At 44.6% G+C, this 22,217-nt stretch carries 21 protein-coding genes and 1 tRNA gene; 12 read left to right on the plus strand and 10 right to left on the minus strand.

The annotated features are described in order from the left end of the window. Positions 1 to 245 precede the first annotated feature (245 nt). The 10 genes from P2A85_RS04845 to P2A85_RS04890 all read left to right on the plus strand — a co-directional run bounded on the left by P2A85_RS04845 (position 246) and on the right by P2A85_RS04890 (position 10,823). The gene (locus P2A85_RS04845) at positions 246 to 473 is read left to right on the plus strand and encodes a hypothetical protein (RefSeq protein WP_340523491.1); all 228 of its coding nucleotides are present in this window, start codon (positions 246 to 248) and stop codon (positions 471 to 473) included. Then, entirely contained in the window at positions 470 to 688 is a 219-nt protein-coding gene (locus P2A85_RS04850; RefSeq protein ID WP_377477854.1) for a hypothetical protein, read from the plus strand. The genes P2A85_RS04845 and P2A85_RS04850 overlap by 4 nt, the downstream gene beginning before the upstream one ends. 94 nt (positions 689 to 782) lie before the next feature. Then, positions 783 to 1,886, plus strand: coding sequence for an amino acid ABC transporter substrate-binding protein (locus P2A85_RS04855; protein WP_377477855.1), 1,104 nt, complete (start codon positions 783 to 785; stop codon positions 1,884 to 1,886). Between the two features lie 279 nt (positions 1,887 to 2,165). Beyond that, on the plus strand, positions 2,166 to 3,326 hold the full coding sequence (locus tag P2A85_RS04860; protein ID WP_377477856.1) for an amino acid ABC transporter permease: 1,161 nt from the start codon (positions 2,166 to 2,168) through the stop codon (positions 3,324 to 3,326). 49 nt (positions 3,327 to 3,375) lie between these two features. Further along, positions 3,376 to 3,975: a hypothetical protein gene (locus P2A85_RS04865; RefSeq protein WP_377477857.1), complete on the plus strand. Its 600-nt coding sequence runs from the start codon at positions 3,376 to 3,378 to the stop codon at positions 3,973 to 3,975. A gap of 21 nt (positions 3,976 to 3,996) precedes the next feature. After that, positions 3,997 to 5,319 carry an amino acid ABC transporter permease gene (locus tag P2A85_RS04870; protein WP_377477858.1) on the plus strand — a complete coding sequence of 441 codons (1,323 nt, stop codon included), beginning with the start codon at positions 3,997 to 3,999 and terminating at the stop codon, positions 5,317 to 5,319. Between the two features lie 62 nt (positions 5,320 to 5,381). After that, complete coding sequence (locus P2A85_RS04875; RefSeq protein WP_377477859.1) at positions 5,382 to 6,134, plus strand: amino acid ABC transporter ATP-binding protein; 753 nt, start codon at positions 5,382 to 5,384, stop codon at positions 6,132 to 6,134. Positions 6,135 to 6,338: 204 nt separating this feature from the next. After that, positions 6,339 to 8,375, plus strand: a complete 2,037-nt coding sequence (uvrC, locus tag P2A85_RS04880; RefSeq protein WP_377477860.1) for an excinuclease ABC subunit UvrC — start codon at positions 6,339 to 6,341, stop codon at positions 8,373 to 8,375. 112 nt (positions 8,376 to 8,487) lie between these two features. Then, entirely contained in the window at positions 8,488 to 10,692 is a 2,205-nt protein-coding gene (locus tag P2A85_RS04885; protein WP_377477861.1) for a hypothetical protein, read from the plus strand. Positions 10,693 to 10,752: 60 nt separating this feature from the next. Next, positions 10,753 to 10,823, plus strand: a tRNA-Gly gene (locus P2A85_RS04890). A gap of 167 nt (positions 10,824 to 10,990) precedes the next feature. On the opposite strand, the gene P2A85_RS04895 is transcribed toward P2A85_RS04890, so the two are convergent. Next, entirely contained in the window at positions 10,991 to 11,239 is a 249-nt protein-coding gene (locus P2A85_RS04895) for a flagellar alpha dynein (protein ID WP_377477862.1), read from the minus strand. A 162-nt stretch (positions 11,240 to 11,401) separates the two neighbouring features. Then, entirely contained in the window at positions 11,402 to 11,698 is a 297-nt protein-coding gene (locus P2A85_RS04900; protein ID WP_377473255.1) for a hypothetical protein, read from the minus strand. 112 nt (positions 11,699 to 11,810) lie between these two features. Between P2A85_RS04900 and P2A85_RS04905 the strand changes: the two genes are divergently transcribed. Next, positions 11,811 to 13,130, plus strand: a complete 1,320-nt coding sequence (locus tag P2A85_RS04905; RefSeq protein ID WP_377481315.1) for an IS4 family transposase — start codon at positions 11,811 to 11,813, stop codon at positions 13,128 to 13,130. Here the strand turns inward: P2A85_RS04905 and P2A85_RS04910 are convergent. The 7 genes from P2A85_RS04910 to P2A85_RS04940 all read right to left on the minus strand — a co-directional run bounded on the left by P2A85_RS04910 (position 13,127) and on the right by P2A85_RS04940 (position 20,054). Beyond that, positions 13,127 to 13,759, minus strand: coding sequence for a hypothetical protein (locus tag P2A85_RS04910; protein WP_377477863.1), 633 nt, complete (start codon positions 13,757 to 13,759; stop codon positions 13,127 to 13,129). The two genes, P2A85_RS04905 and P2A85_RS04910, sit on opposite strands and share 4 nt — an antisense overlap. 272 nt (positions 13,760 to 14,031) lie before the next feature. Further along, positions 14,032 to 15,285, minus strand: coding sequence for a hypothetical protein (locus P2A85_RS04915; RefSeq protein WP_377477864.1), 1,254 nt, complete (start codon positions 15,283 to 15,285; stop codon positions 14,032 to 14,034). After that, on the minus strand, positions 15,227 to 17,050 hold the full coding sequence (locus P2A85_RS04920) for a hypothetical protein (RefSeq protein WP_377477865.1): 1,824 nt from the start codon (positions 17,048 to 17,050) through the stop codon (positions 15,227 to 15,229). Before P2A85_RS04920 ends, P2A85_RS04915 begins: the two co-directional genes overlap by 59 nt. 124 nt (positions 17,051 to 17,174) lie before the next feature. Further along, positions 17,175 to 17,465, minus strand: coding sequence for a hypothetical protein (locus tag P2A85_RS04925; RefSeq protein ID WP_377477866.1), 291 nt, complete (start codon positions 17,463 to 17,465; stop codon positions 17,175 to 17,177). Positions 17,466 to 17,530: 65 nt separating this feature from the next. Continuing rightward, positions 17,531 to 18,022 (minus strand): hypothetical protein, encoded by a 492-nt coding sequence (locus tag P2A85_RS04930; protein WP_377477867.1) that lies wholly within the window; start codon positions 18,020 to 18,022, stop codon positions 17,531 to 17,533. Next, positions 18,015 to 18,545, minus strand: a complete 531-nt coding sequence (locus P2A85_RS04935; RefSeq protein ID WP_377477868.1) for a hypothetical protein — start codon at positions 18,543 to 18,545, stop codon at positions 18,015 to 18,017. The genes P2A85_RS04930 and P2A85_RS04935 overlap by 8 nt, the downstream gene beginning before the upstream one ends. Before the next feature lie 264 nt (positions 18,546 to 18,809). Further along, entirely contained in the window at positions 18,810 to 20,054 is a 1,245-nt protein-coding gene (locus P2A85_RS04940) for a tyrosine-type recombinase/integrase (protein ID WP_377477869.1), read from the minus strand. On the opposite strand from P2A85_RS04940, the gene P2A85_RS04945 reads away from it, so the two are divergent. Continuing rightward, a complete protein-coding gene (locus P2A85_RS04945) occupies positions 20,053 to 20,280 on the plus strand; it encodes a hypothetical protein (protein WP_377477871.1) in 228 nt (75 codons plus the stop codon). The two genes, P2A85_RS04940 and P2A85_RS04945, sit on opposite strands and share 2 nt — an antisense overlap. A 177-nt stretch (positions 20,281 to 20,457) precedes the next feature. Here P2A85_RS04945 and P2A85_RS04950 read toward each other — a convergent pair whose 3' ends face one another. Beyond that, positions 20,458 to 21,987: a YifB family Mg chelatase-like AAA ATPase gene (locus tag P2A85_RS04950; RefSeq protein WP_340519855.1), complete on the minus strand. Its 1,530-nt coding sequence runs from the start codon at positions 21,985 to 21,987 to the stop codon at positions 20,458 to 20,460. Between the last annotated feature and the right edge of the window lie 230 nt (positions 21,988 to 22,217).

Genomic DNA, 22,217 nt, shown 5'->3' on the forward strand with positions numbered 1-22,217 from the left:
TTTATGTAAACTTTTTTAAAGTTTAATCAAGATTTTTATTTCTATGTGAAGAGATTTGGAACTCTTATAACGTCTTGTGTGTTGTAGCGCTGGACACTACTCTTTTCAGTTATTGTGGTCAAATATAAAATAATCATTAAGTCGATGGCTCTTAAGGTGCTTTTCGTCTATCGGCTCAAAATACCAAGATCAGCTTCTCGTTAGGCCCGCCCATCTAAAGGGGTATTCACCCTCAAGGAGATTTTATGACTCCAGTCATGTTACGTCAACTCTGGTCACTAATTGAAACCACCCAAGCCACTGTGCTGGTGACTTTGGATGATGACACCTTGGTACAGTGGTTACTCAAACAGTTGAAGATGAACTCTGCGCTCAATGGTAAAGAAGCAGATGTGTTAGATGAGTACATCCAGTCTCGGCTTTCTCTCATCCGCGATTTAGCAGAGCAGCGACTAGCCCCTGAGCTATTGTGATCCTATTGAATTGGAATCGCATAAATATTACACGAGAAAGGGGGCGATCGCTCCTCAAGCACAAAAATCACCAGCGGGTTGTCCCTGGGCTGGCGCTGTGCAACTCCGGGCGCAAACAGCCGATTCTGAAGGGAGAATTTTCAGTGATAGCAAATCCCGGTGATGCACCCCCTTTTTGGTCGATCGCTAATTCCCGTCTCCACCTCGATAAATAGAGGTTATGAAGGCAAATTTAGTCTCAGGTGCGATCGACCACAGTTATCGTCAGCGACAAGGTAGGATTGTCAGGAAAGCGTTCTACTAAAACCTATGCGTAAATGGAAATTTCTGTTGTGGGCAACTATGTTAATGGTAGTACCATTGACAGCTTGTAGGGATCGATCGCTACAAACAGGACAAACACCACAAACCGGACAAGCGGCACAAACAAATGCTACCGAAGGCAAATCGCAACAAGGCTCAAGTCGGATAGATACAATCCTGAGTCGCGGTAAACTAATTTGTGGAGTCAGTGGTCAACTACCGGGTTTTAGCTTTGTAGATGAAAAGGGTAAATACTCCGGATTAGATGTAGATGTATGCAGGGCGATCGCGGCCGCAATATTTGACGATCCTGAGAAAGTAGAATACCGCAATCTCAACGCCAAAGAAAGATTTACAGTTTTGCAAGCGGGGGAAATAGACATTCTCAGTCGCAACACTACCTACACAGTCAGTCGCGACAGCACCACCGGGCTCGAATTTGCCCCTGTCATCTTTTATGACTCTCAAAGCATCATGGTCAAAAAAGACAGCGGTATTAAGAGCTTAAAAGATTTTGCAGGTAAATCGATCTGCGTCCAAACAGGTACCAGTACCGAACAAAACTTATCCGACCAAATGCGAAAATTGGGAGTTAAATACACTCCAGTCGTTTTTGAAGATGTGAACGCTACCTTTGCTACCTATCAAGAAGGTAGATGTCAGGGAGTCACCGCCGATCGATCGCAACTTGTCTCCAAACGCACAACTCTACCCACTTCCGAAAACAACGTGATTTTGCCAGAAGTGATGTCAAAAGAACCTTTAGCCCCAGCCGTAAAAAGCGGCGATCCTAAATGGTCAGATGCGGTAAGGTGGATTATTTTTGCAGCGATAGAAGCGGAAGATTTGGGAATTAATTCGACAAATGTAGACCAAATTGTAGCCAGCAGTACAGACCCCAACGTCAAACGTTTGCTAGGAAAAGAAGGAGATTTGGGTAAAGGTTTAGGACTCCCGAACGATTACGCTGCTCGCATTGTGAAAAAAGTGGGCAATTATGGCGAAATGTACGATCGCAATATCGGGCCCAAAAGTACACTCAAACTAGACCGGGGTCAAAACAAACTCTGGAAAGATGGAGGTTTGATGTACTCGCCACCGTTCCGCTAATTTTTGTCAGTTATTGGTTAGTTGTTAGTTGTTATTGGTTAGTTGTTAGTTGTTATTGGTTATTGGTTATTTGTTATTAGTCAGCAGTCATTAGGGATTGGTAAAATCACTAACCACTATCAACTATCAACAAACAACCAATAACCAATCAACCTTCGACTACGCCAGCGACGCAACAAATAACAAATAACCAATAACAAACAACCAATAACAAATAACCAATAACCAATAACAAACAACCAATAACAAACAACCAATAACAAATAACAAATAACTAATATGATTAAACTGCTTAGAGACGATCGGTTTTGGAAAATTGCTGGACAGGCGATCGCCCTAATTTTAGTAATAGTTGTCGGCGCAATTTTATGGGACAATCTCAGCGCCAATTACTCACAACTAGGCATCGCTTTCGGATTTGACTTTCTCAATTCCCAAGCATCCTTTGATATTGGTGAAAAAGTAATTGCCTACAATCCAGAAAATAATTATAAACAAGCTTATTTGGTCGGCTTAGTTAACTCATTGCGAGTGATGGTAATTGGTATAGTTCTAGCAACCATTGCAGGTTTGACTGTAGGAATATCCCGGCTTTCTGACAACTGGTTACTGCGAAGTTTAGCAGGTTTATATGTAGAAATTATCCGCAATACACCCTTGTTGCTGCAATTATTTTTTTGGTATTTTGCAGTGTTCATTTCGCTACCAAAGCTGGAAGAAAACCCGCAGATGAGTGGCCCAGTATACTTGACAAATCGCGGTATTGCAGTCCCTTGGCTGGCGACTTTACCCGGTTTTGAAATTTGGTTGATTTTGCTAACTGTCGGAGTTTTGGCCGCGACTCTTCTGTGGCAGTGGCGCGCCCGCGTTATGATAGAACAAGCGCAGCCAGGAAGACAGTTGCTTTGGGCATTAGGTGCGATCGCTCTGAGTGCAATCTCAGCTTTGATTATTACCAAAAATCTGCCTTTTCGCTTAGATGTTCCCCGCCTCACGCCAGAATTGCAACTGGAAGGAGGATTGAAATTAACTCCAGAATTTGCAGCCCTAGTTACAGGACTCAGCTTGTATACTGGCAGTTACATTGCCGAAATTGTCCGCGCCGGAATTCAATCAGTCCCAAGAGGGCAGATGGAAGCAGCGAAGTCTTTGGGATTGAAATCTGGAACCATAATGCGGTTGGTAATTTTGCCTCAAGCTTTGCGGGTAATTATTCCGCCGTTAACCAGCCAGTATTTGAATTTAGCTAAGAATTCTAGTTTAGCAGTGGCGATCGCCTATCCCGACGTTTACTTTGTGGTGGCTTCCCCGACATTGAATCAAACCGGAAGGGCGATCGAAGCCATGTTAATTATCATGGTAACATATCTCACTATTAGCTTGATAATTTCTCTATTTATGAATTGGTACAATCAAACTGTACAACTAAAGGAAAGATAAAGTTTAATAAGAGTTGAGCTTTTTAATCGCTCGTACAAGGAGAAACCGAATGGCATACAGTGATTTTAGTTTAGCAAAAGTATCTAAAACTTTTGATTTTAAAGTTTTAGATAAAATTAATATGTTTTCTGATATAGCCGAGTTAGAAAGTAGTAGCTTTTTAGAAGAAACACTTCTATATACCGTGCCGTTAGCTATTAGCAGTAACACAGAAAAAGCTCGCTCGGAAATGATAATTGCACCGATTTTGATCGAGTTGAGAAAACAGTTTAATTCTGAGATTAGCTTTTTTTCGGGAATTGACTTTACAATTGATGCCGAACAAGGATTAAATGGAAATTGCGATTTTCTAATTAGTCGTTCTCCCGAATTATTAATTGTTACCGCACCAGTAGTTATTATTGTGGAAGCTAAAAAAGAAAATATTAATGGCGGTTTGGGACAGTGCGTAGCAGAAATGTTGGCAGCTAGAATATTTAACGAACGTGAAGGCAACCAGATTTCGACAATTTATGGTGCTGTTACTAGCGGCACTAACTGGAGATTTTTAAAACTAAAAGAACAAGTGATTGAAATTGACTTGAAAGAATACTTTTTGAACGACATAAAAAAAATATTAGGAATTTTAGCAAGTGCAATTAGAAGTTAACTAAATAACAACTAACAACCTATGGAAACAATACCTATACTTCCGCCCCCAGCCACTGAATCGCCCACCCCTTGGAATTGGGCCCGTAAAAATTTATTTAGTACCTGGTACAACAGCATTTTGACAGTGATTTGTCTAATTGTTAGTTTCCAAGTCATTACCGGAATTATCGTTTGGGCAACTACAAAAGCTCAATGGCGGGTATTAGAAGCTAATTTGCCACTATTTTTTGTCGGCAGATTTCCCAGCGAATCCTATTGGCGGCTGTGGATAGTAACCGGAATAATTACTTTACTAGCCGGCTTAACTTGGGGAAACATTCAGCGCCAAGAAAGGCTGTGGAATCCGCCATTACTGATTTTACTCGGTGCTGGGGTTGTCGGCGCGGTAATTTCCCCGATCGACCTTACCTCCCGCCTCTACTTGCTAGGAGATATTATCATAGCCGCTGCCAGCTATTTTGTGGGTAGACAAATGAACCCCAACCCCCCCTCGCCCCCACCGACCATTTTCCGTCATTTCAGGCATTGGGGCAACCACGGGGGGATTGCCCCTACAAAGAATGAAACAGCCCTGCCCTCGCCCCCCCTTAGCAAGGGGGGGTTGGGGGGGGTTAACTGGATTCCCGCAGCTTGGGCTGTTTCATTCCCAGTAATTTTGTGGTTAATTAAAGGCGGTTTAGGCTTGACAGAAGTCTCGACAAATGATTGGGGAGGTTTAGTATTGACGCTGTTTTTAGCAGTAATTAGTATAGTGCTTTCTTTTCCTTTGGGAGTATTGCTAGCCCTAGGCAGACAAAGCACTTTACCAGTTGTGAAACTGCTATCAACATTATACATTGAAATTATTCGGGGTTTGCCTTTAATTGGCATTTTGTTTCTAGGTCAAGTCATGCTGCAACTCTTCTTGCCGCCAGAATATCCCAAATTAGATAGAGTCATTAGAGCCATTGCTGGATTAACATTATTTAGTGCAGCATACTTAGCTGAAAACGTCCGTGGCGGTTTGCAGGCAGTACCCAGGGGCCAAATAGAAGCAGCAAGGGCGATCGGGCTAAATACACCCTTACTCACACTCTTAATTGTACTCCCTCAAGCATTGCGAACAGTCATTCCGGCGATCGGCGGACAATTCATCGGATTATTCATGGACACATCCCTACTTTCCCTATTCGGAATGTTAGAATTAATCGGCATCTCCCGCGCAGTTTTAGCAAATCCATCCTATATTGGCAGATACGCCGAAGTTTACATATTCATAGGCATTATTTATTGGGTATTTTGTTACTCAATGTCTCTAGCCAGCCGCAAAATAGAGCGAAGTTTAGGAGTAGGTCAGCGGTAAATATTTATCTGCGTTCATCCCCGTGCATCAGCTAGCATCAGCGCTTAAAAAATAACAAAATTATGGAAACTCCGCAAACAAGCCCAGAACCAGTAATCATTGCAGAAAGCGTCCACAAATGGTACGGACAATTTCACGTACTGCGCGGCGTCAGCATGAACGTCAACCGAGGCGAAGTCGTCGTCGTCATGGGTCCATCCGGTTCGGGAAAATCCACATTTATTCGCACCTTTAACGCCTTAGAAGAATACCAACAAGGTAAAATTACGATCGACGGTATCGAACTTTCCCACGATTTACGCAACATCGAAACAATTCGCCGGGAAGTAGGAATGGTATTTCAGCAATTCAACCTGTTTCCCCATCTATCAGTATTGCAAAACGTCATGCTAGCCCCCGTCTGGGTGCGCCGCTGGCCGAAGAAAAAAGCTGAAGAAATAGCCATGCAACTGTTAGAAAGAGTCGGTATTTTGTCGCAAGCACAAAAATATCCGGGACAACTTTCTGGAGGACAACAGCAGCGGGTAGCAATTGCCCGTTCTTTGGCGATGCAGCCTAAAATCATGCTGTTTGATGAACCGACATCAGCATTAGATCCAGAAATGGTACGAGAAGTTTTAGATGTGATGCGAAATTTAGCTAAAACAGGAATTACAATGGTAGTGGTGACTCACGAAGTCGGGTTTGCCCGTGAAGTTGCCGATCGCATTGTGTTAATGGATGGCGGAGTTTTAGTCGAAGAAGCAGACCCAGAAGAGTTTTTTCAGAATCCTAAAGAAGAACGCACCAGGAAGTTTTTATCTCAGATTCTGTGAAGTAGAGACATCATATAATGCCGAGCAATTTACTATTTTATGATGAATAAATTTATCAACAAATAGGAGCAAAGGAATAAATAACCACTACATTTTACAAGAAACCAGCCAGGTAGGCAATCATCAATCTGCTGTTTGGATTTTGGCTCGATCCTGTTGACAGCGTTACAATGGTATATATAAGTCAAAAAATCTCTAATTTATATGCCGTCTACAAAAACTCTGCCGCTAGTTAAAGATGCAGAACGCTTGGAAAGCCGCCTCAAAGAAATTCCTGCCGTACCTGGTGTATATTTAATGCGAGATGAGAGCGATCGCATCCTTTACATCGGCAAATCAAAAAAACTCAGAAACCGCGTCCGTTCCTATTTTCGCGAAAGCCAAAATCTCAGTCCCCGCATCGCCATGATGGTGCAACAAGTCCGCGAAATAGAATTCATCGCCACCGATACAGAAGCCGAAGCTTTAGCATTAGAAGCAAACCTTGTCAAGCAGCACCAACCTTACTTTAATGTCCTCCTCAAAGATGATAAAAAATATCCCTATTTGTGCATAACCTGGTCAGAAGAATACCCGCGCATTTTCATCACCCGCAAACGCCGCGCAGGTAATGCCAAAGACCGCTACTACGGCCCCTACGTCGATACAGGCGCGCTGCGGAGTACGCTGCATTTAATCAAGCGGATTTTCCCCCTGCGACAGCGCCCTCAACCGCTCTTTAAAGACCGTCCTTGTTTAAACTACGATATCGGCCGCTGCGTCGGCGTGTGTCAAGGGTTAGTGTCTGCGGAAGATTATCGCAAAATCATCCAAAAAGTAGCGATGATTTTTCAAGGAAGGACTCAGGAATTAGTGGATCTACTGGAACCACAAATGGAACAAGCAGCCGCAGATTTAAACTTTGAAATGGCGGCGCGAATTCGAGATCAAATTAAAGGTTTGCAGTCTTTGAGCGCAGGTCAAAAAGTATCTTTACCAAACGATACTGTTTCCAGAGATGCGATCGCCCTGGCTGCAGACACCCAGCACGCTTGCATTCAACTATTCCAAATTCGTGCCGGTCAATTAGTCGGAAGATTGGGATTTATGGCGGATATTCCGCCCCAACCCGCCCTTGCAAAGGGAGGGCAAGAGTTGTTTCAATCTTCTCTTTCCTCCCCCCCTTACCAACAGGGAGAACCAGGCGGGGTAGAAGCTGGAGCGATTTTGCAGCGGGTATTGGAGGAACATTATCAAAATGTTGAATCTGTAGAAATTCCCAGCGAAATTTCAGTGCAATATGACTTACCAGAAGGGGAAATTCTAGCAGATTGGTTGAGCAACCGCAAGGGGCGAAAAGTGACGATTTTGACACCCCAGCGGCAAACCAAGGCAGAGTTAATTGAGATGGTAGAACGCAATGCTGAGTATGAATTAGCAAGAATGCAAAGATTGAGCGATCGCAATTCTCAAGCCATGCAAGATTTAGCAGAAATTCTCGATTTGCCCGAAATTCCCCACCGCATTGAAGGTTATGATATTTCTCACATTCAAGGTTCTGATGCGGTAGCTTCCCGCGTCGTATTTATTGACGGTTTACCAGCCAATCAACACTACCGCCACTACAAAATTAAGAATCCTGAAATAAAATCAGGTCATTCGGACGATTTTGCTAGTTTAGCAGAAGTTCTTGGTCGTCGCTTTCGAGGGAAGAAGCAATCCCCTCCCAAGGGAAGGATGGAAGAAGAACCCACCTCTACCTCGCCCAAGGGAGGATGGAAGAAGGAAGAAATAAGCAGTTTATCTACAGTTGATAATGAGATTGTTGACAAACCAGACTTAATAATGATAGATGGAGGGAAAGGTCAACTTTCAGCAGTGGTAGCAGTTTTGCGAGAGATGAATTTGCTAGAAGAGTTGCGTGTTGTGAGTTTAGCAAAGCAGCGAGAAGAGATATTTCTGCCTGGGGAATCTTTGCCCCTGCCCACTGATGCCGAACAGCCTGGGGTACAATTATTACGTCGGGTGCGGGATGAAGCCCACAGATTTGCAGTCAGTTTTCACAGAGAACAAAGAAGTGGGAGAATGAAGCGATCGCGCTTAGATGAAATTTCGGGATTGGGACACCACCGACAAAAACAATTATTAGCGCATTTTCGGTCGATCGACTATCTGCGCTTAGCTACACCCGAACAATTGACGGAAGTACCTGGAATTGGCCCGCGTCTAGCACAACAAATTTACGATTATTTTCACCCCTAAATTTTCCCAACAACCATAAAATTCCCTTAGAGCCCCGACTTATTGAAGAAGTTGGGGTTTTTGATATTCTATTTTCACCAATCCGATCCGGATTTAACTGCAACTCAAACGTATGGGGCAAAAAGGAACCGATCACCAACAAATAGCTTTAAATTCCTGCGTCTTACCCATGAATTCTCAAACTTCTACCAAAACCTTTAATCAGCAAAAGCGATCCGATCCGCCAATGCTGTGGATAGTTGCGATTTTAGGGTCTGTTTTTTTACATGGACTGGTTTTCTGGATCTTACGCCTGAGCATAATTCGCTCTCAGATTGTACCAGAAAGTCGATCGGCTGCTGTCAATTTAATTGAAATTATCCCATCTCAAAAATCTCCTGAACCCAAGCCAGCCAATATAAATAAAGCACAAACTTTGCCCCCATTCTCAAGGCAAATACTTACAAAAAAGTCAATAATCGGGGCTAATGATGTACCTAAAAAAATCACCAAATCCACACCCACTGCTTTAAAATCGGCAAATATTCCCAAAAATCAGGAAAAAATCACCCCAAATACCCCAGCCAAACGCAATAATTTAAAAATCATAAAAACTCCCAAACCATTAAATAAAATCCCAGCGCTTACGGCTGTTATAACCTTAAAAAACAAGCAGGTAAAACAGCCAGTACCTAAGCAGTATTCCGTTAAAATCCCCTTAAATAAATCACAAATTTCGCTCAAGTCTGTGGTAGCTGCAAAGTCCCAAACCAAATCAATTGCTGTTGTGGCTAAAACGGAAATTAAATCCCCATCCCAACCCAAATTAATTGCTGCTGTGGCTAAAACGACAATCAAGCCCCAGTCACAACCCCAATCAATTGTTGCTGCGGGTAAAACTAGAATGAAGCCCCAGTCAAAAACACAATCAAGTGTTGCTGCGGCTAAATCGGGAATTAAATTCCAGTCAAAACCTCAATCAATTGTTGCTAGACCTAATCTTGTCATTAGAAACAAGTCAATTTTTCCATCAATGCTGGCATCAAATCAACTAAAAATTTCATCTAATTCAAAAAATAAATCGCGAGCTTTTACAAAAATAAAATCGACAAAAAATAATCAATTAAAATCTAAACAAAATATAAAATATATTAAGAAATTGCCTCAATTACCTCAATCAATAGTTGCTCAAAAACCTGTAAATAAACAGCCCCAACCTCAATCAATAGTTGCTCAAAAGCCGGTCATTGAAAAACAGCCCCAACCAGAATCAATAACTGCTCAAAAACCGGTCATTGAAAAACAGCCCCAACCTCAATCAATAGTTGCCCAAAAACCGGTCATTGAAAAACAGCCCCAACCTCAATCAATAGTTGCCCAAAAACCGGTCATTGAAAAACAGCCCCAACCTCAATCAATAGTTGCTCCTAAAAGTGTAAAGGATGAAATACCACCATCAATAGTCGATCGCGCTCCTGTTGTTCAGGAGCGATCGACACCACCAGAATCAACAGTTTCTCAAGAGCCTATTGCTATTGTTCAGCCACGGCAAATATCCGCACCACCAATTTCTCCCGAACCAAATTTACAACCGATTGAGAAACCACCTATTTCTCCCGAACCAAATTCACAACCCATTGAGAAACCACAAGTTTCTCCCGAACCAAATTCACAACCGATTGAGAAACCACCAATTTCTCCGGCCCCGATTCAGCAACCGATTGAGAAACCACCAATTTCTCCGGCCCCGATTCAGCAACCATTACCCTATCCCAGACCGATCGCCTCTCCGAGCCCGATTCAGCAACCATTACCCTATCCCAGACCGATCGCCTCTCCGAAACCGATTCGGGAACCATTACCCTATCCCAGACCGATCGCCTCTCCGAAACCGATTCGGGAACCATTACCCTATCCCAGATCTCCACTGCCAAATCCTCGGCGATCGCCAGTCAGGGTTCCTCAGCCACCAGAAAGTTCGGGTGCGATCGCTACTTTAGATTTAAACAGTATCCGTGGTGGCAATAGGGACATCCCCGACCAACTAGCCAGACCGAGGCAAAATCAGAAACAGATCGATGTTTTGCAGATTGGCTCGTCGGTTGTAAGCTTGGACGTGTTTTTGCAAATTGACGATCGAGGGAGACTTGCTGCGATCGGAAATGTTAAAGCCAATAGCAATCAAGGGTCATCGTCCGGCAAAAGCATTAATTTTGAGGCTTTAGCGAGACAACTTTTCCGAGACTGGGAATTTCAGCCTGCGCGATCGGGCGGCAAGCCAGTTTACTCCGAACTGTGGCTGAGAGTGACGATTAAGCCACTTTTCCGGAGGTTATAAAAAAACTTTCAAAAATCTCTTGCTATTTCCAGAACTTTACGGTAATGTTAGAGATTGTATGCGGGCATAGTTTAGTGGTAAAACTTTAGCCTTCCAAGCTAATTATGCGGGTTCGATTCCCGCTGCCCGCTTATATCTGTAAAAACCTCAAACCAACGACAAATCAACGGTTTGAGGTTTTTTATTGCTGATTTTTGGGACTATCAATGGGTCTAGTTGACTGGAAATTGACTGAAAATTGAATACAAATTGCCTCATTTGAATACAAATTGAATACAATCCATGCCTACACTGGCTTTTAGCCGTTATAGGCGACTAGAACCCCCAGAATAGCGTCGATATCAGCCAAGTCTGCCTTGGACTTTTTACGCCGTCCTTTTAACTGGTTGAGCAAGTCAGCCGACTCCGGGAACTCGCTGGCAGTGACTGATTTTTGTTTCAGGTCGGAGAGTTGCGATCGCAGTTGGGCGCAAATTTCTTCCCGATCGTCCAACTCTTCCTGCAATTCATCCCACCGGGTTCTCTCGGTCTCAAGTTGCGATCGCACTTCTTGTAATTCTTGCCCATTAGTAACAAGTTAGAAGGGAGTAGATTTTGTCAATACCTCTTGGGATAGAAATATTAGGTAATAATAATGATAATCAAATAGGGGTAAGGGTGAGAGAGTCCTCCTGCGGTGGACTCTCTCACCCAAGCACGATTATCATTATTAATAAGTTGTGGACTCGATTGGCGTTGCACCACGATCGATAACAGTGACGGGCGATCGATAACAGTGACAGGCGATCGATAACAGTGACGGGCGATCGATAACAGTGACAGGCGATCGATAACAGTGACGGGCGATCGATAACAGTGACGGGCGATCGATAACAGTGACGGGCGATCGATAACAGTGACAGGCGATCGATAACAGTGACAGGCGATCGATAACAGTGACGGGCGATCGATAACAGTGACAGGCGATCGATAACAGTGACAGGCGATCGATAACAGTTGCGGGCATTGGTATTATCGAAGGATATAATTGACAAATAATTGAGCGATTGTGTAGGTCAGTAAATATGGCTAAAAGTCAGAAAACCAACCGTGACCACGCCAAAAAAACTACAAAACCGATGGTGGAAGACGAGGAGATTGCCTCACAACTATCGGCATTACTAACACCGGCCATTACCTCACAAGAAAATTACTACCGTCAACTAGGTTTACGAGGGAGAATTCTTAACCTACCGTTGATGGTAGCAGCAGTATTAACCCTACTGTGGCGAGAGGTGGCTGGAGTAACAGAACTTACAAGAATGCTGGCAAGGGAAGGTTTTTTGTGGTGCGGACCTACGACAGTCAGTCAACAAGCAATGTCTCAAAGATTCTTAAGTTTTCCCGCCACATTATTTGAGGGAGTATTCAAAAATTTATTACCGAATTTAAGAACTGCTTGGCACCAGAGAAACCAACGACCTTTACCAGAAAGCATTCAATTTACCTTGACCAAATTTTCGAGAATTTGGATAGTAGATAGTTCAACTCTCGAATCATTATTTTGTCAGCTCAAAAGCCTCGAACATATACCCAAAGGGCAGTTGGCAGGAAAAATGGCAACGGTCATAGATTTAATGACCAGACTCCCGGTTGATATTTGGTTTCAGGAAAACCCGAGAGCTTCTGATGTTAAGCTTGAAGAAAATATCCTGCAATTAGTGCCAAGTAAAACCTTACTCTTACTGGATAGAGGATTTTACCATTTTAGCTTTTGGCTCAAATTAATTGAAGCAGATATCCACTTAATTACTCGTTTAAAAAAAGGAGCAGCCATTCAAGTAAAGCAAGTATTTACCAAAAGTTACGACCTGAGAGATAGTCTGGTACGTTTGGGTTCGGGAACAGCAAAAACTCCATTTATTACCTTACGTCTGATTGAAGTTCGTTCGGGTAAAGCTTGGCATTCTTATTTGACAAGCGTACTAGATCCTCAAGTTTTACCACCCTACGTAGTGGCAGATTTATATCGCAGGCGCTGGAGGATTGAAGATGCTTTTAATACCGTAAAAAGGCTTTTGGGATTAAGTTATTTGTGGACAGGTTCTCTCAACGGCATCCAGCTTCAAATTTGGGGGACTTGGATATTTTATGCAATCTTGGTCGATTTAGGTGATGCCGTTGCTGACCGACTATCTTTACCAATAGATTCGATTTCATTAGAGATGATTTACAGGGGTCTTTACCATTTTTATGTGGCTCATCAAAAAGGTAAGGCAACTGACTTGATCGAGTATTTCGCCGCGCCAGAAAATCGAGATTTAGGTATTGTTAAATCTCAACGAAAACCCAACGTTAAGTTAATTGTGGCACCTTTCCCCGATCGACAGCGAGGGTCTGACTGCTTTTTCTTTGAAGCATCTTCTCAAATCCCCTTGACAACAGCCATCCAAGCTTAACTTGTTACCAATGATTCTTGCCTGAGCTTATTAGTGACGAGGGTACTGGATTCTAGTAACGTGGCATAGTCAGTCTTTAGTTTCTGATTCTCAGCCTTTAAGTTGCTTAACTCTTTCTGTAACCGTTCTGCAACCTCATTATCAACCTTGGGCAACTCCTGAGAATCACCCGATTCGGACTTTCCCTGCAATGCCTCCTGTAACGCTTCAACGGCTTTTACTAATGCCGCTACCTGCAACTCTAACGCTGTTACTCTACTTTCTGCAACTCTTTCTGTAACCTGTGGAGATTGTGCAACCTCTGCAACCCATTCTACAACTTCTGCAACCTGCTTGACCCGTGGTTCTGTGGGTATCTCCAAGGCTTCTGCAATCTCCTCAAGCCTTGCGATGTTTACCTCTGAGCTTTTACCGATGTATTTTTTACGTACCTTTCCCTCAATCTTTCTGCAACCGTACCAGTAAGCACTCGCTTCTTTGCGAACTGTGTAAGGTTTGCCGTCTCCTGCGGGCTCATATCTGAAAGAGCCGATCGTCTCCAACCACGCCACACCCTTGGGAGAATTTAGTTGAAATACCTTGCCGTCCTCTGCCTCTATCAATCCTTGCCTCACCGATGGAATTTTCATAGGTTGCCTACCCGGTTACTTAACCACTTAAGCAACCAACCTAGGCAACCTTTAAGCAACTGTCAATGGGTTACATAGGATTAGTTACATAAGTTTATTAGGTAACTACCAATATTGGTTACACATAGTGGTTACATAAGTTTATTAGGTAACTATCAATAGTGGTTACATAAATTTATTAGGTAACTATTATTGTTGGCAGTGAAGACACAGAAAATCCCCCAAGGTCGGGGGATAAGAGTACCAGTCGTTAGTCCTTGGTCATTGCCTAGTCAGGAATCACCCTTAAGTCTTGGGGGTTGAGCCAAGTCGTAAAACTGCCCTGATGGCTTCAGACAACAAACGTGGTGGTTTTTAACCTCATCAACCACAAGGTCAAGTTTTCCGTACTGTGCTACGCAGCCAGCATTGTTACCCACGTAGCGGACTCGCACACCTTTTTTGAGGGTTACGCGCTTGGACTGTGTTGGAGGTGTTGGCTGTTCCGGTTGAGGTTGAGTGAGTATTTCTGCCAGTTTTCGCCGTTCCTCATCTGTGAGTTTAGACGTGAGTTTTGAGAGTAAATTGCAAACTTCTGAAAAAGTTGGATTTAGTGCTCCAGCGTCTCCAGCAGCGCCCTGCGTAAGGATTGTTTGCTCCAGCGGTGTTCCAGCATAATTTTCTTGCTGGAGCACTGCTGGATATAAAACAACGGTAGAATCAGGTGCTGGAGACGCTGGAGCACTTTTTTCACTTCTTTTAGAATTTTGCTTGCTGATGCCGAGATAGTAAAAATCACCCTTCGTCCGTTGAGAGTCCAAAACCGCTTCAGTGTGTCGGTGTTTTTCTAACTTAGGGAATAGTTCACTGAACCGAGCAAACACTTGGTTGATTGCCTTAACAGGAGTGTCCCGCCCAGGTAACTCGTTCCAAATCAGTTTTCCCTTGTCACCCTCTATCTCAAGAATGCCTGCCTCTACATACCAGTTCCGCAACTCCTGCCACAAATCTTTAGCGTAAACCCGCTCACCTTGACCAACCTCATACCCCATATCCCTGACAAACTGCCAAAGGTGCTGAGACTTTTCCTGAGCTTCCCGTAAAGCCGCGTCACTCGAACCGTAATTAATCCCTTGAGCCAGCAACAACGGTATCCGCTCCAGCATCCTGTTCAGCAGCGCCGGTGCAATCCGTTCCAGAATAAAGTTTGGGTCTTCCTTAAACCGAGGGTCTGCCTCTAACTCACCCTTACTAGAATCAGCCCCGACCACGTAAGTTTTCTTAAAACTCAGAATGCAGTATCGGCTGCGGATAGCTTCTGCGTCACTACTGATAGATGGCAGAACATTGCAGTTAGCAAGAAATATCGCCTCTGGCTTGTATGGATACTCACCACGTCCCTTATGTTCAATAGTCAACTCATCCCCGGTGATGAACTGCTTGAGACTTTGTAGCTTGTCCAGTTTCACCGCGTCCGCATTCTCACCCTTACCAGTTGCACAAAGAATTCTCCAGACCAGCGAGGGGAAACTTTCTCCCAGTGTCATAAATCTGAAAGTCCTTTAAAGACTTCCCAGTCACACCGCGTCCCAACACCGCCACCAACGCAGTCCGCAAAGTATCTTTACCGTTGCTACCATCGCCGTGACAAAGCAGTCCTTTGACCCGCGACATCTTCAAACGAGCTAACGGTAGACACAGTGCAGCAGCAATTGTCCTGAGAAAAATCTCACGTTGTTGTGGTTCAAGACACTCCAAAAGGCGATCGCAATCTGTGGCATCAATGTCAGGGTCATATTTGCCGCCGATGTATGTGTAGACCTGTTTTGGGTCATGGGGGGTAATCGTGTGTGAGCCGTCAGAGTTGATTTTTACCACCCCGTTAGAACAGTTCAATCCCGGCGGGTTCACAGTCTCAATGTCTACAGCCAGCCCTAAAACCATTGAGTTGTAGACTTCATTTGTGCTACTTGAGTTAACTCGGCTACGACGGTACACGCCCCCTTTCCCTTTCTCTGAGTAAGTCCTCAACCACTCAAAGATGCGACGTTTCTCGGAAACCTCAGAACGCAACTCGTAGTAACTGCCAGTGAATCGGTAAATTTGACCCGCAATCGACACCCAATGACCGTCAGAGTACAGTGCAGATTCAGCTTTTAGAACGTAATTTTCTTCTGAAACTGGTGCTGTGTCTGGAATGTAATCGTCAATGTTACTATTAGACGACAAATATACTACATCTTCACACGTATGCGGGCGTGAGAGTAAAGGATTTTCTTGTATTTCTTCCGTTGCAGCGCCATGAATTTCCGCTTCTAATCGGCGAATAAACTCTTCAATGTCCATAGTTTCCAAAATCTCTCGGATATCCCCTTTGTCTGGGATATCTGGACAAATGGCAACCGGGTCAACGACTAGGCAAGGGAATTGAATGTGGTTGCAAACCAGCCGAACCTCTGTGCCCTTCTTAACTCCTGTGTCATCGTTATCCCGCAGCTTCACGAGTACGATATTTTTGCCTGTTGCTTGCAGAGTTTCAGCCATCATTTGTATCTCATGGTGGCTCCATTTAGACCCCTGCATGGTCAAAGCTGCGATACCGTGAGACCGCGCTAGCTCTACGTTCGGTTCACCCTCAAGCATCAGAACTGCAACAGGCTCACCGTCTGGTACACCCGCTAAAACCTCAACTACTTCATCAATGCGGTAAGCAGACCAAGGTAAATCACCTTTAGTCCATACCCGTTTACCGTTGCCGTCAATGTGAATCTGACGGTAGGTTTTGTCCCGTCCCTTTGGCTTGCTCAGGTCTATCCACTGAAACCGAAAGACTTCCTGTGAGGCACTGTAAACGTAGGTGACTTGCTCTGCATCGACAGGTACATCCTTTGGGATGTATTGAGGTTTGAATGGTTCAGGCCCGTATTGTGGTGCTAGCAGCTTTAAGAGCTTCAATCCTGTGGGAATTGGGACTGGTGCTGACTGTGCTTTCTTGGTAGCTTTCTTGGCGGGCTGACGTGTGCTGGCAGATTTGTTGCCATGCTGCTCTGCCAAGAACTCGGATAACGGCTTAATAGCTTCACGGATAGCAGCGCTACTACAGTCGCCAGACCAGCACTTATATTTGCCAGTTCTAGGTTCAACGCTTAGGTTGTGTCCGCCACATACCGGGCAAGTGTATTTATTCTTCTCTTTGCCTGGTTCCAGCTTGTTCAAGTGGTCACGGATGTCGAAAGAGCCTGTGTTCAGTTGGCTGGAATTTTCTGAGGAATCGGATGCAGAATTTGACTCTGTGGAGTAAGATGTAGTCATGAGTTTTAAGCCCTCCAAGGCTAATCCAAATACCGCTGCACTTCAGGTACTAATTGAGAGCAGCGGTTTTTTGGTGTTTACTTTTGTTGAAAATTTAGAGCATAGGAAGTACCGCCCCGACAAATTAGATTGCAGGTACGGTACTGTCGCTACGGGCACAGCCACCTATTTCAGCATCAGGCAATGGCACAAAACGTTTGGGCGGGCCTCGACTGACTTCAGGTTTTGGTAAGTCTATTTTTGTAGTGGCGATGTAGTCGTCAGAAGGTGCGTAGACAAAAGAATGGACGAGCGAGAGTATAAGGACAAAAGCAACGAGATAAGGCGTTTTAAGTGAAGACTTTAGTACCGCACGTATTTGTTCTCTGACCAAACGAAGAATTAACCGCCAAAAATCCCACTTAGCAAGGGACAACTGTCAGAGGAAACTGGAAGCGATCGCACAACTCACAAAAGTGTTAAAAAGTGCGATCGCCCTGCTCATGGTTTTGTCCCTTGTAGCTTGGCTTTAATTTCGCTGATTCGACTTTCGGCGTTACTAGCTGCTTGTTCTAGCCCCATACCTAGTCGAGCGTAGGCTGGACGCAATCCGTGCAAGTGTTTACCCAGACGTGCGTCGGCGCGCTTTTTTACGAGTTCGTTGTCAGCTACGACACCCTCATATTTGCGGTGGTGTTTGTGGACTTTGGCATCGGCTTCTTCAATTTTGCCAGCAGCTTCATAGGCTCGTTTGGCGTGACGTGCGCCCTCAGTTTTCTCCTTTGCTAGCGCCTTCATAGCGTCGGCTTCTTCTTCTGTGAAGTAGCGGGGTTTTTCGATGATGGGGACGCTACGGTCGGCTGCGGTAAATTTGCCAGGGTTAAGAGGGCTGATTGCGTCGGCACTGGTTGGGGCTAAAACGGTGGAATGGTCAATAGCGTGGCTATGACTTAAACCGCCCGATTTTTCCTCATTTTTAAAGATTTTATTCATGCGTCCCATATTCGGATCCTATTTGAATGTTGATGCGGATTTTAGGAAATAAATTGAGTGGGTTGATTTGTCGCCACATGGACATAGCCAGCACAAATACCCCCACAGAAGCGAGTACAAGTGCGATGAGTTGCCCAAAATCAACCCAGTCAAAGAAGGTGGAATTCTGGCGGGTAAAGTTGCAGACGGGAAAGGAACCGTCATTAGTCCAGTTGAGGGTGTCTACACTGTCTACAGTTTGTAAGTCAAGCGGTTCAGATGTTTTATCTACACTTACCGCTTTATTAGTGTCTACACTGTCTACAACTTGTAAGTCAAGCGGTTCAGATGTTTTGTCTACACTGTCTACAGTCGCCGTCTCAAGGGATTCACCGTCAACTAGGTACAGTTCTAGTAATGCCTCCCAAGTGGCGGTTTTGCTGAGTTTCCCGAACTGTTTGGCATCTTCATTGGTGAAACCGCGGTCGTAGGCTAGCGCTTTGAGTTTGTCAATGCGACGGTGGCTGATGGGGGGTTCAGTCATGGCAAAACCCCGCCAACTCAATCATTAAGAGTTGCGATCGTCCGCAAAGACAATCGGCTGAATGTGGCATTATATTTAGGCTCCAAACGTTTTTGGTTAACGGTTTGGGGAAGTCGTGACTTGGCTAGCATAGGAAGTGCTTGTCAGTCGCGCATCAATCTTCCTTAGTTACATACGATCGCAGCTTCCCAGCAAACTGTCAACAGTTCGGTTGTAAAGTTTAGTGTCACAAAAGTTGCCCAGAGAATCAACATATTAACAGTATCAAAGGGGGCGTAAATGCTCCAATACCTTATTGTCTAAATAGACAGCATTAATCACTTTCTCAGATGTATCACACCACTTAGCCACCACCGCACTCGGTACACCCTTGCCAACTTGTTCGCTGATAAAAGTATCCCGACAAGAGTAGGGAGTAGTAGTTTTCCGCTGTCCTTCAATCTCGCGAGTTTTCTCGGTAATTGGGTCAACCAACTTATGCCAAGTGCGGATAGTGAAATTGCTGTAATTAATCGCCCCGCCCTTTTTGGGTGATGGAAAAACCAGACTGTTTTTGTCTGCCAAGTTTTCCTGTTCAAGGTTTCTTAAAAACTCCCTTAATTCCTGATTGCAAGGGAACCTACGACGCTTGTTGTTTTTACTACCATCAACCCTAGTCTCTATCCCGCCCGGATGCTGCACACTGCCGTTAAACACAATGTGAGAAAAGTCGGAGGCAATATCGCGCCACCTCAAGCCAACAGCCTCAGAGGGACGACATCCAGTCATGAACCAAAACTGCACCAAAGGGTAATAAAAGCAAAGCTTCTGCCCTCCATAGCCTCTGCCGTTCCAATTCCCCTTGTGGTTTTTGAAAGCTTCTAATACCAACGCCTTTTCTTCTGGACTAAAAGCGTTAGGTTCGGGGTCACTTTGCCAGTTATGTTTTGGCAAGTCGGCTGCCATTCCGCTAAAAGGGGAAGCGGACAACCTGGTGATAATTTTAAATTTAATCCCCCATTCAACCGCTGCATTCACGTAAGTCAAAACTCGCTTAGTCATGCTGTTAGTAGTATCGGCTAGCAGCCACGCGCGTATTTGCAAAGCATCATCTTCGGACAAACTTTGGTGGGGACAGCGGTTAATATAAGCCTGAATGCTCGTTACTAAGTAGTGAAAAGTTGTGGGCTTGACAGCAGGTTTTTTGAACTCTAAATATCTCTCAAACAATTTAGTTAGAGTCAGTTCCGGTTTAGGCTTGATTGTCTCAACAACAGTCAAGTGAGTGTGTGACTTGTACTTTTTGAGTGTGGGGTCAAACCGCTCGAACTTGATGTCAGATTCAATCAACTGTGCTTTAGCTTGTGCCAGTTCCCAGTTTTCAGGGGTATCTGCCATCCCCAAAGATAGGTACTTTTGCTCGCCCCCGTACAAATGTCTCGGCAGTTGTAACCGCAGCCTACCCTCACGAGTTGCTACCACCACAGAACCGTAAGAAGCTTTACTGCCCGATTTGGGAGTTTTAGTCATGTATTTTTACTCAAACTCGATCGACCAATCTTACCAAATTGACTACGGTTTGACTACGGAAACAGTGGACGGCAAAAACATTTTGTGGGAATTCCTTACAGGACAAAGGGTTTGCCGATTCCTTCCTATCGCTTCCCATGCTGAACGTCGCGGGTTCGAGTCCCGCCGTCCGCTTATACTATACAAACCTCAAACGGCTCTCTCGGATGTTTGGTGTAAAATGTAGCAAATAATACTAAACTCCTGAATAAGGAAAGCTGAAACCCTAGATTTTGCTAGATCATAATCATTACTTATCACCATAATTACGAGAGAGCCCATTGATTAAACTTGATCTAGAAGACAGAACATCGACCTGCAATATATCAACTTACGACTTGAAAAACGATCGCACAAATCCACCTTACTGCATTCGATCGATCGTCCGATACTGCACCGCCTCCGCCACATGATTAGTTTTCAAACTTTCATCCCCCGACAAATCCGCAATAGTTCTAGCCACCTTCAAAATGCGATCGCTAGCCCTCGCCGAAAGCCCCAACTTCCGAATCGCCATCTCCAATAAATTCCGAGAAGCATCATCCAACTGACACCATTGGTTAATATGGCTGCTTTGCATTTCCGCATTACACCGCAAACTAGATTCTGACTTAAAACGGTGAGTTGCGATCGCCCTTGCGCGCTGAACCCTCACCCGCACCGGTTCCGACTCCTCCCCCGTAGGCTGTCGCGTAATCTCCTCCGGTTTCAAACGATTAACTGCCACTTGCAAATCAATCCGATCCATCAAAGGCCCAGAAAGTTTTGCCCAATATTGCTCCCGCTTTTGTGGCGAACAAGTACACTGTTGAATCGCGTCACCATAATAACCGCAAGCACAAGGATTTGTACTCGCAACTAAAGTAAATTGAGCCGGAAACATCACCGATTGTCTAGTTCTAGAAATTGTCACATAACCATCTTCCAACGGTTGCCGCAAAAACTCCAAAACATCTCTTTTAAATTCAGTTAATTCATCCAAAAAAAGGATGCCACGATGTGCTAAAGAAATTTCACCAGGACGCGGAAAACTACCACCACCCACCAAAGAAGGCCCCGATGCTGAATGGTGAGGACTGCGAAAAGGTCGATCGCCCACCAAACTACCCTTATCCTTGAGCAACCCCGCCACCGAATGAATTTGAGTCACATCCAAAGCCTCCTCAAAGGTCAGCGGCGGCAAAATACCAGGTAAGCGTCTTGCTAACATAGTCTTACCACTCCCTGGCGGCCCGACAAAAATTAAATTGTGTCCCCCAGCAGCCGCAATTTCCAAAGCCCGCCGCGCGTGAACTTGTCCTTTTACATCTTTTAAATCTAAACCCGGAATCCGCGTTTTTGCTAACTCTTGTCTACCGTTTACTTCTACAGGCGAATAAACTTCAGGATTGTTTAAAAAATCAGTAACTGCAAAAATATTCTCAAAACCGTAAACAGATATGCCCTGTACCAAGGCCGCTTCTTGTGCATTACCAGCGGGTACAATCAATCCTGAAATACCCATTTTGGCAGCAGCAGCGGCGATCGGCAAAACCCCAGCCACAGGGCGCAAACTTCCATCTAAAGAAAGTTCTCCTAAAAACAAATGATCTCCCAAAAGCTCACCACTGACCTGTTCCGATGCTGCTAAAATACCAATGGCGATCGGCAAATCGAAACTCGGCCCTTCCTTCCGCAAATCCGCCGGAGTCAAATTAATCACAATACTCCGCATCGGAAAAGCATATCCCGAATTTTTTAGCGTTGCCTTAACTCTTTCTTTAGCTTCTTGCACCGCCGAATCGGGCAACCCCACAACCACAATTTTCGGTAGCCCTCCCGACACATCCGCCTCAACACCAACCTTTACCGCGTCAACTCCAACTATCGATGCACTCCAAACCCTAGCAAGCATGGTATTTTATCCTTGTTCGGCTACCTTTGATCTATCGTCTATTATGATTAACGATGGAACCGAAAACTGGAAACAGTAACCAAAACTTTTCCTTATTCCCTTTTCCCTATTCCTAAATTTCCCCATCCCCCATCCCCCCAAGGGGGTCAGGGGGGGATGACCATTAGTGTCAACAATCGCTTGAAAGCATCGTGTATACTAACCCTCCTCCCTCGCGAAGGGTTGAGATC

Source organism: Microcoleus anatoxicus, from assembly GCF_042465725.1.
Classification (GTDB): Bacteria; Cyanobacteriota; Cyanobacteriia; order Cyanobacteriales; family Microcoleaceae; genus Microcoleus; species Microcoleus anatoxicus.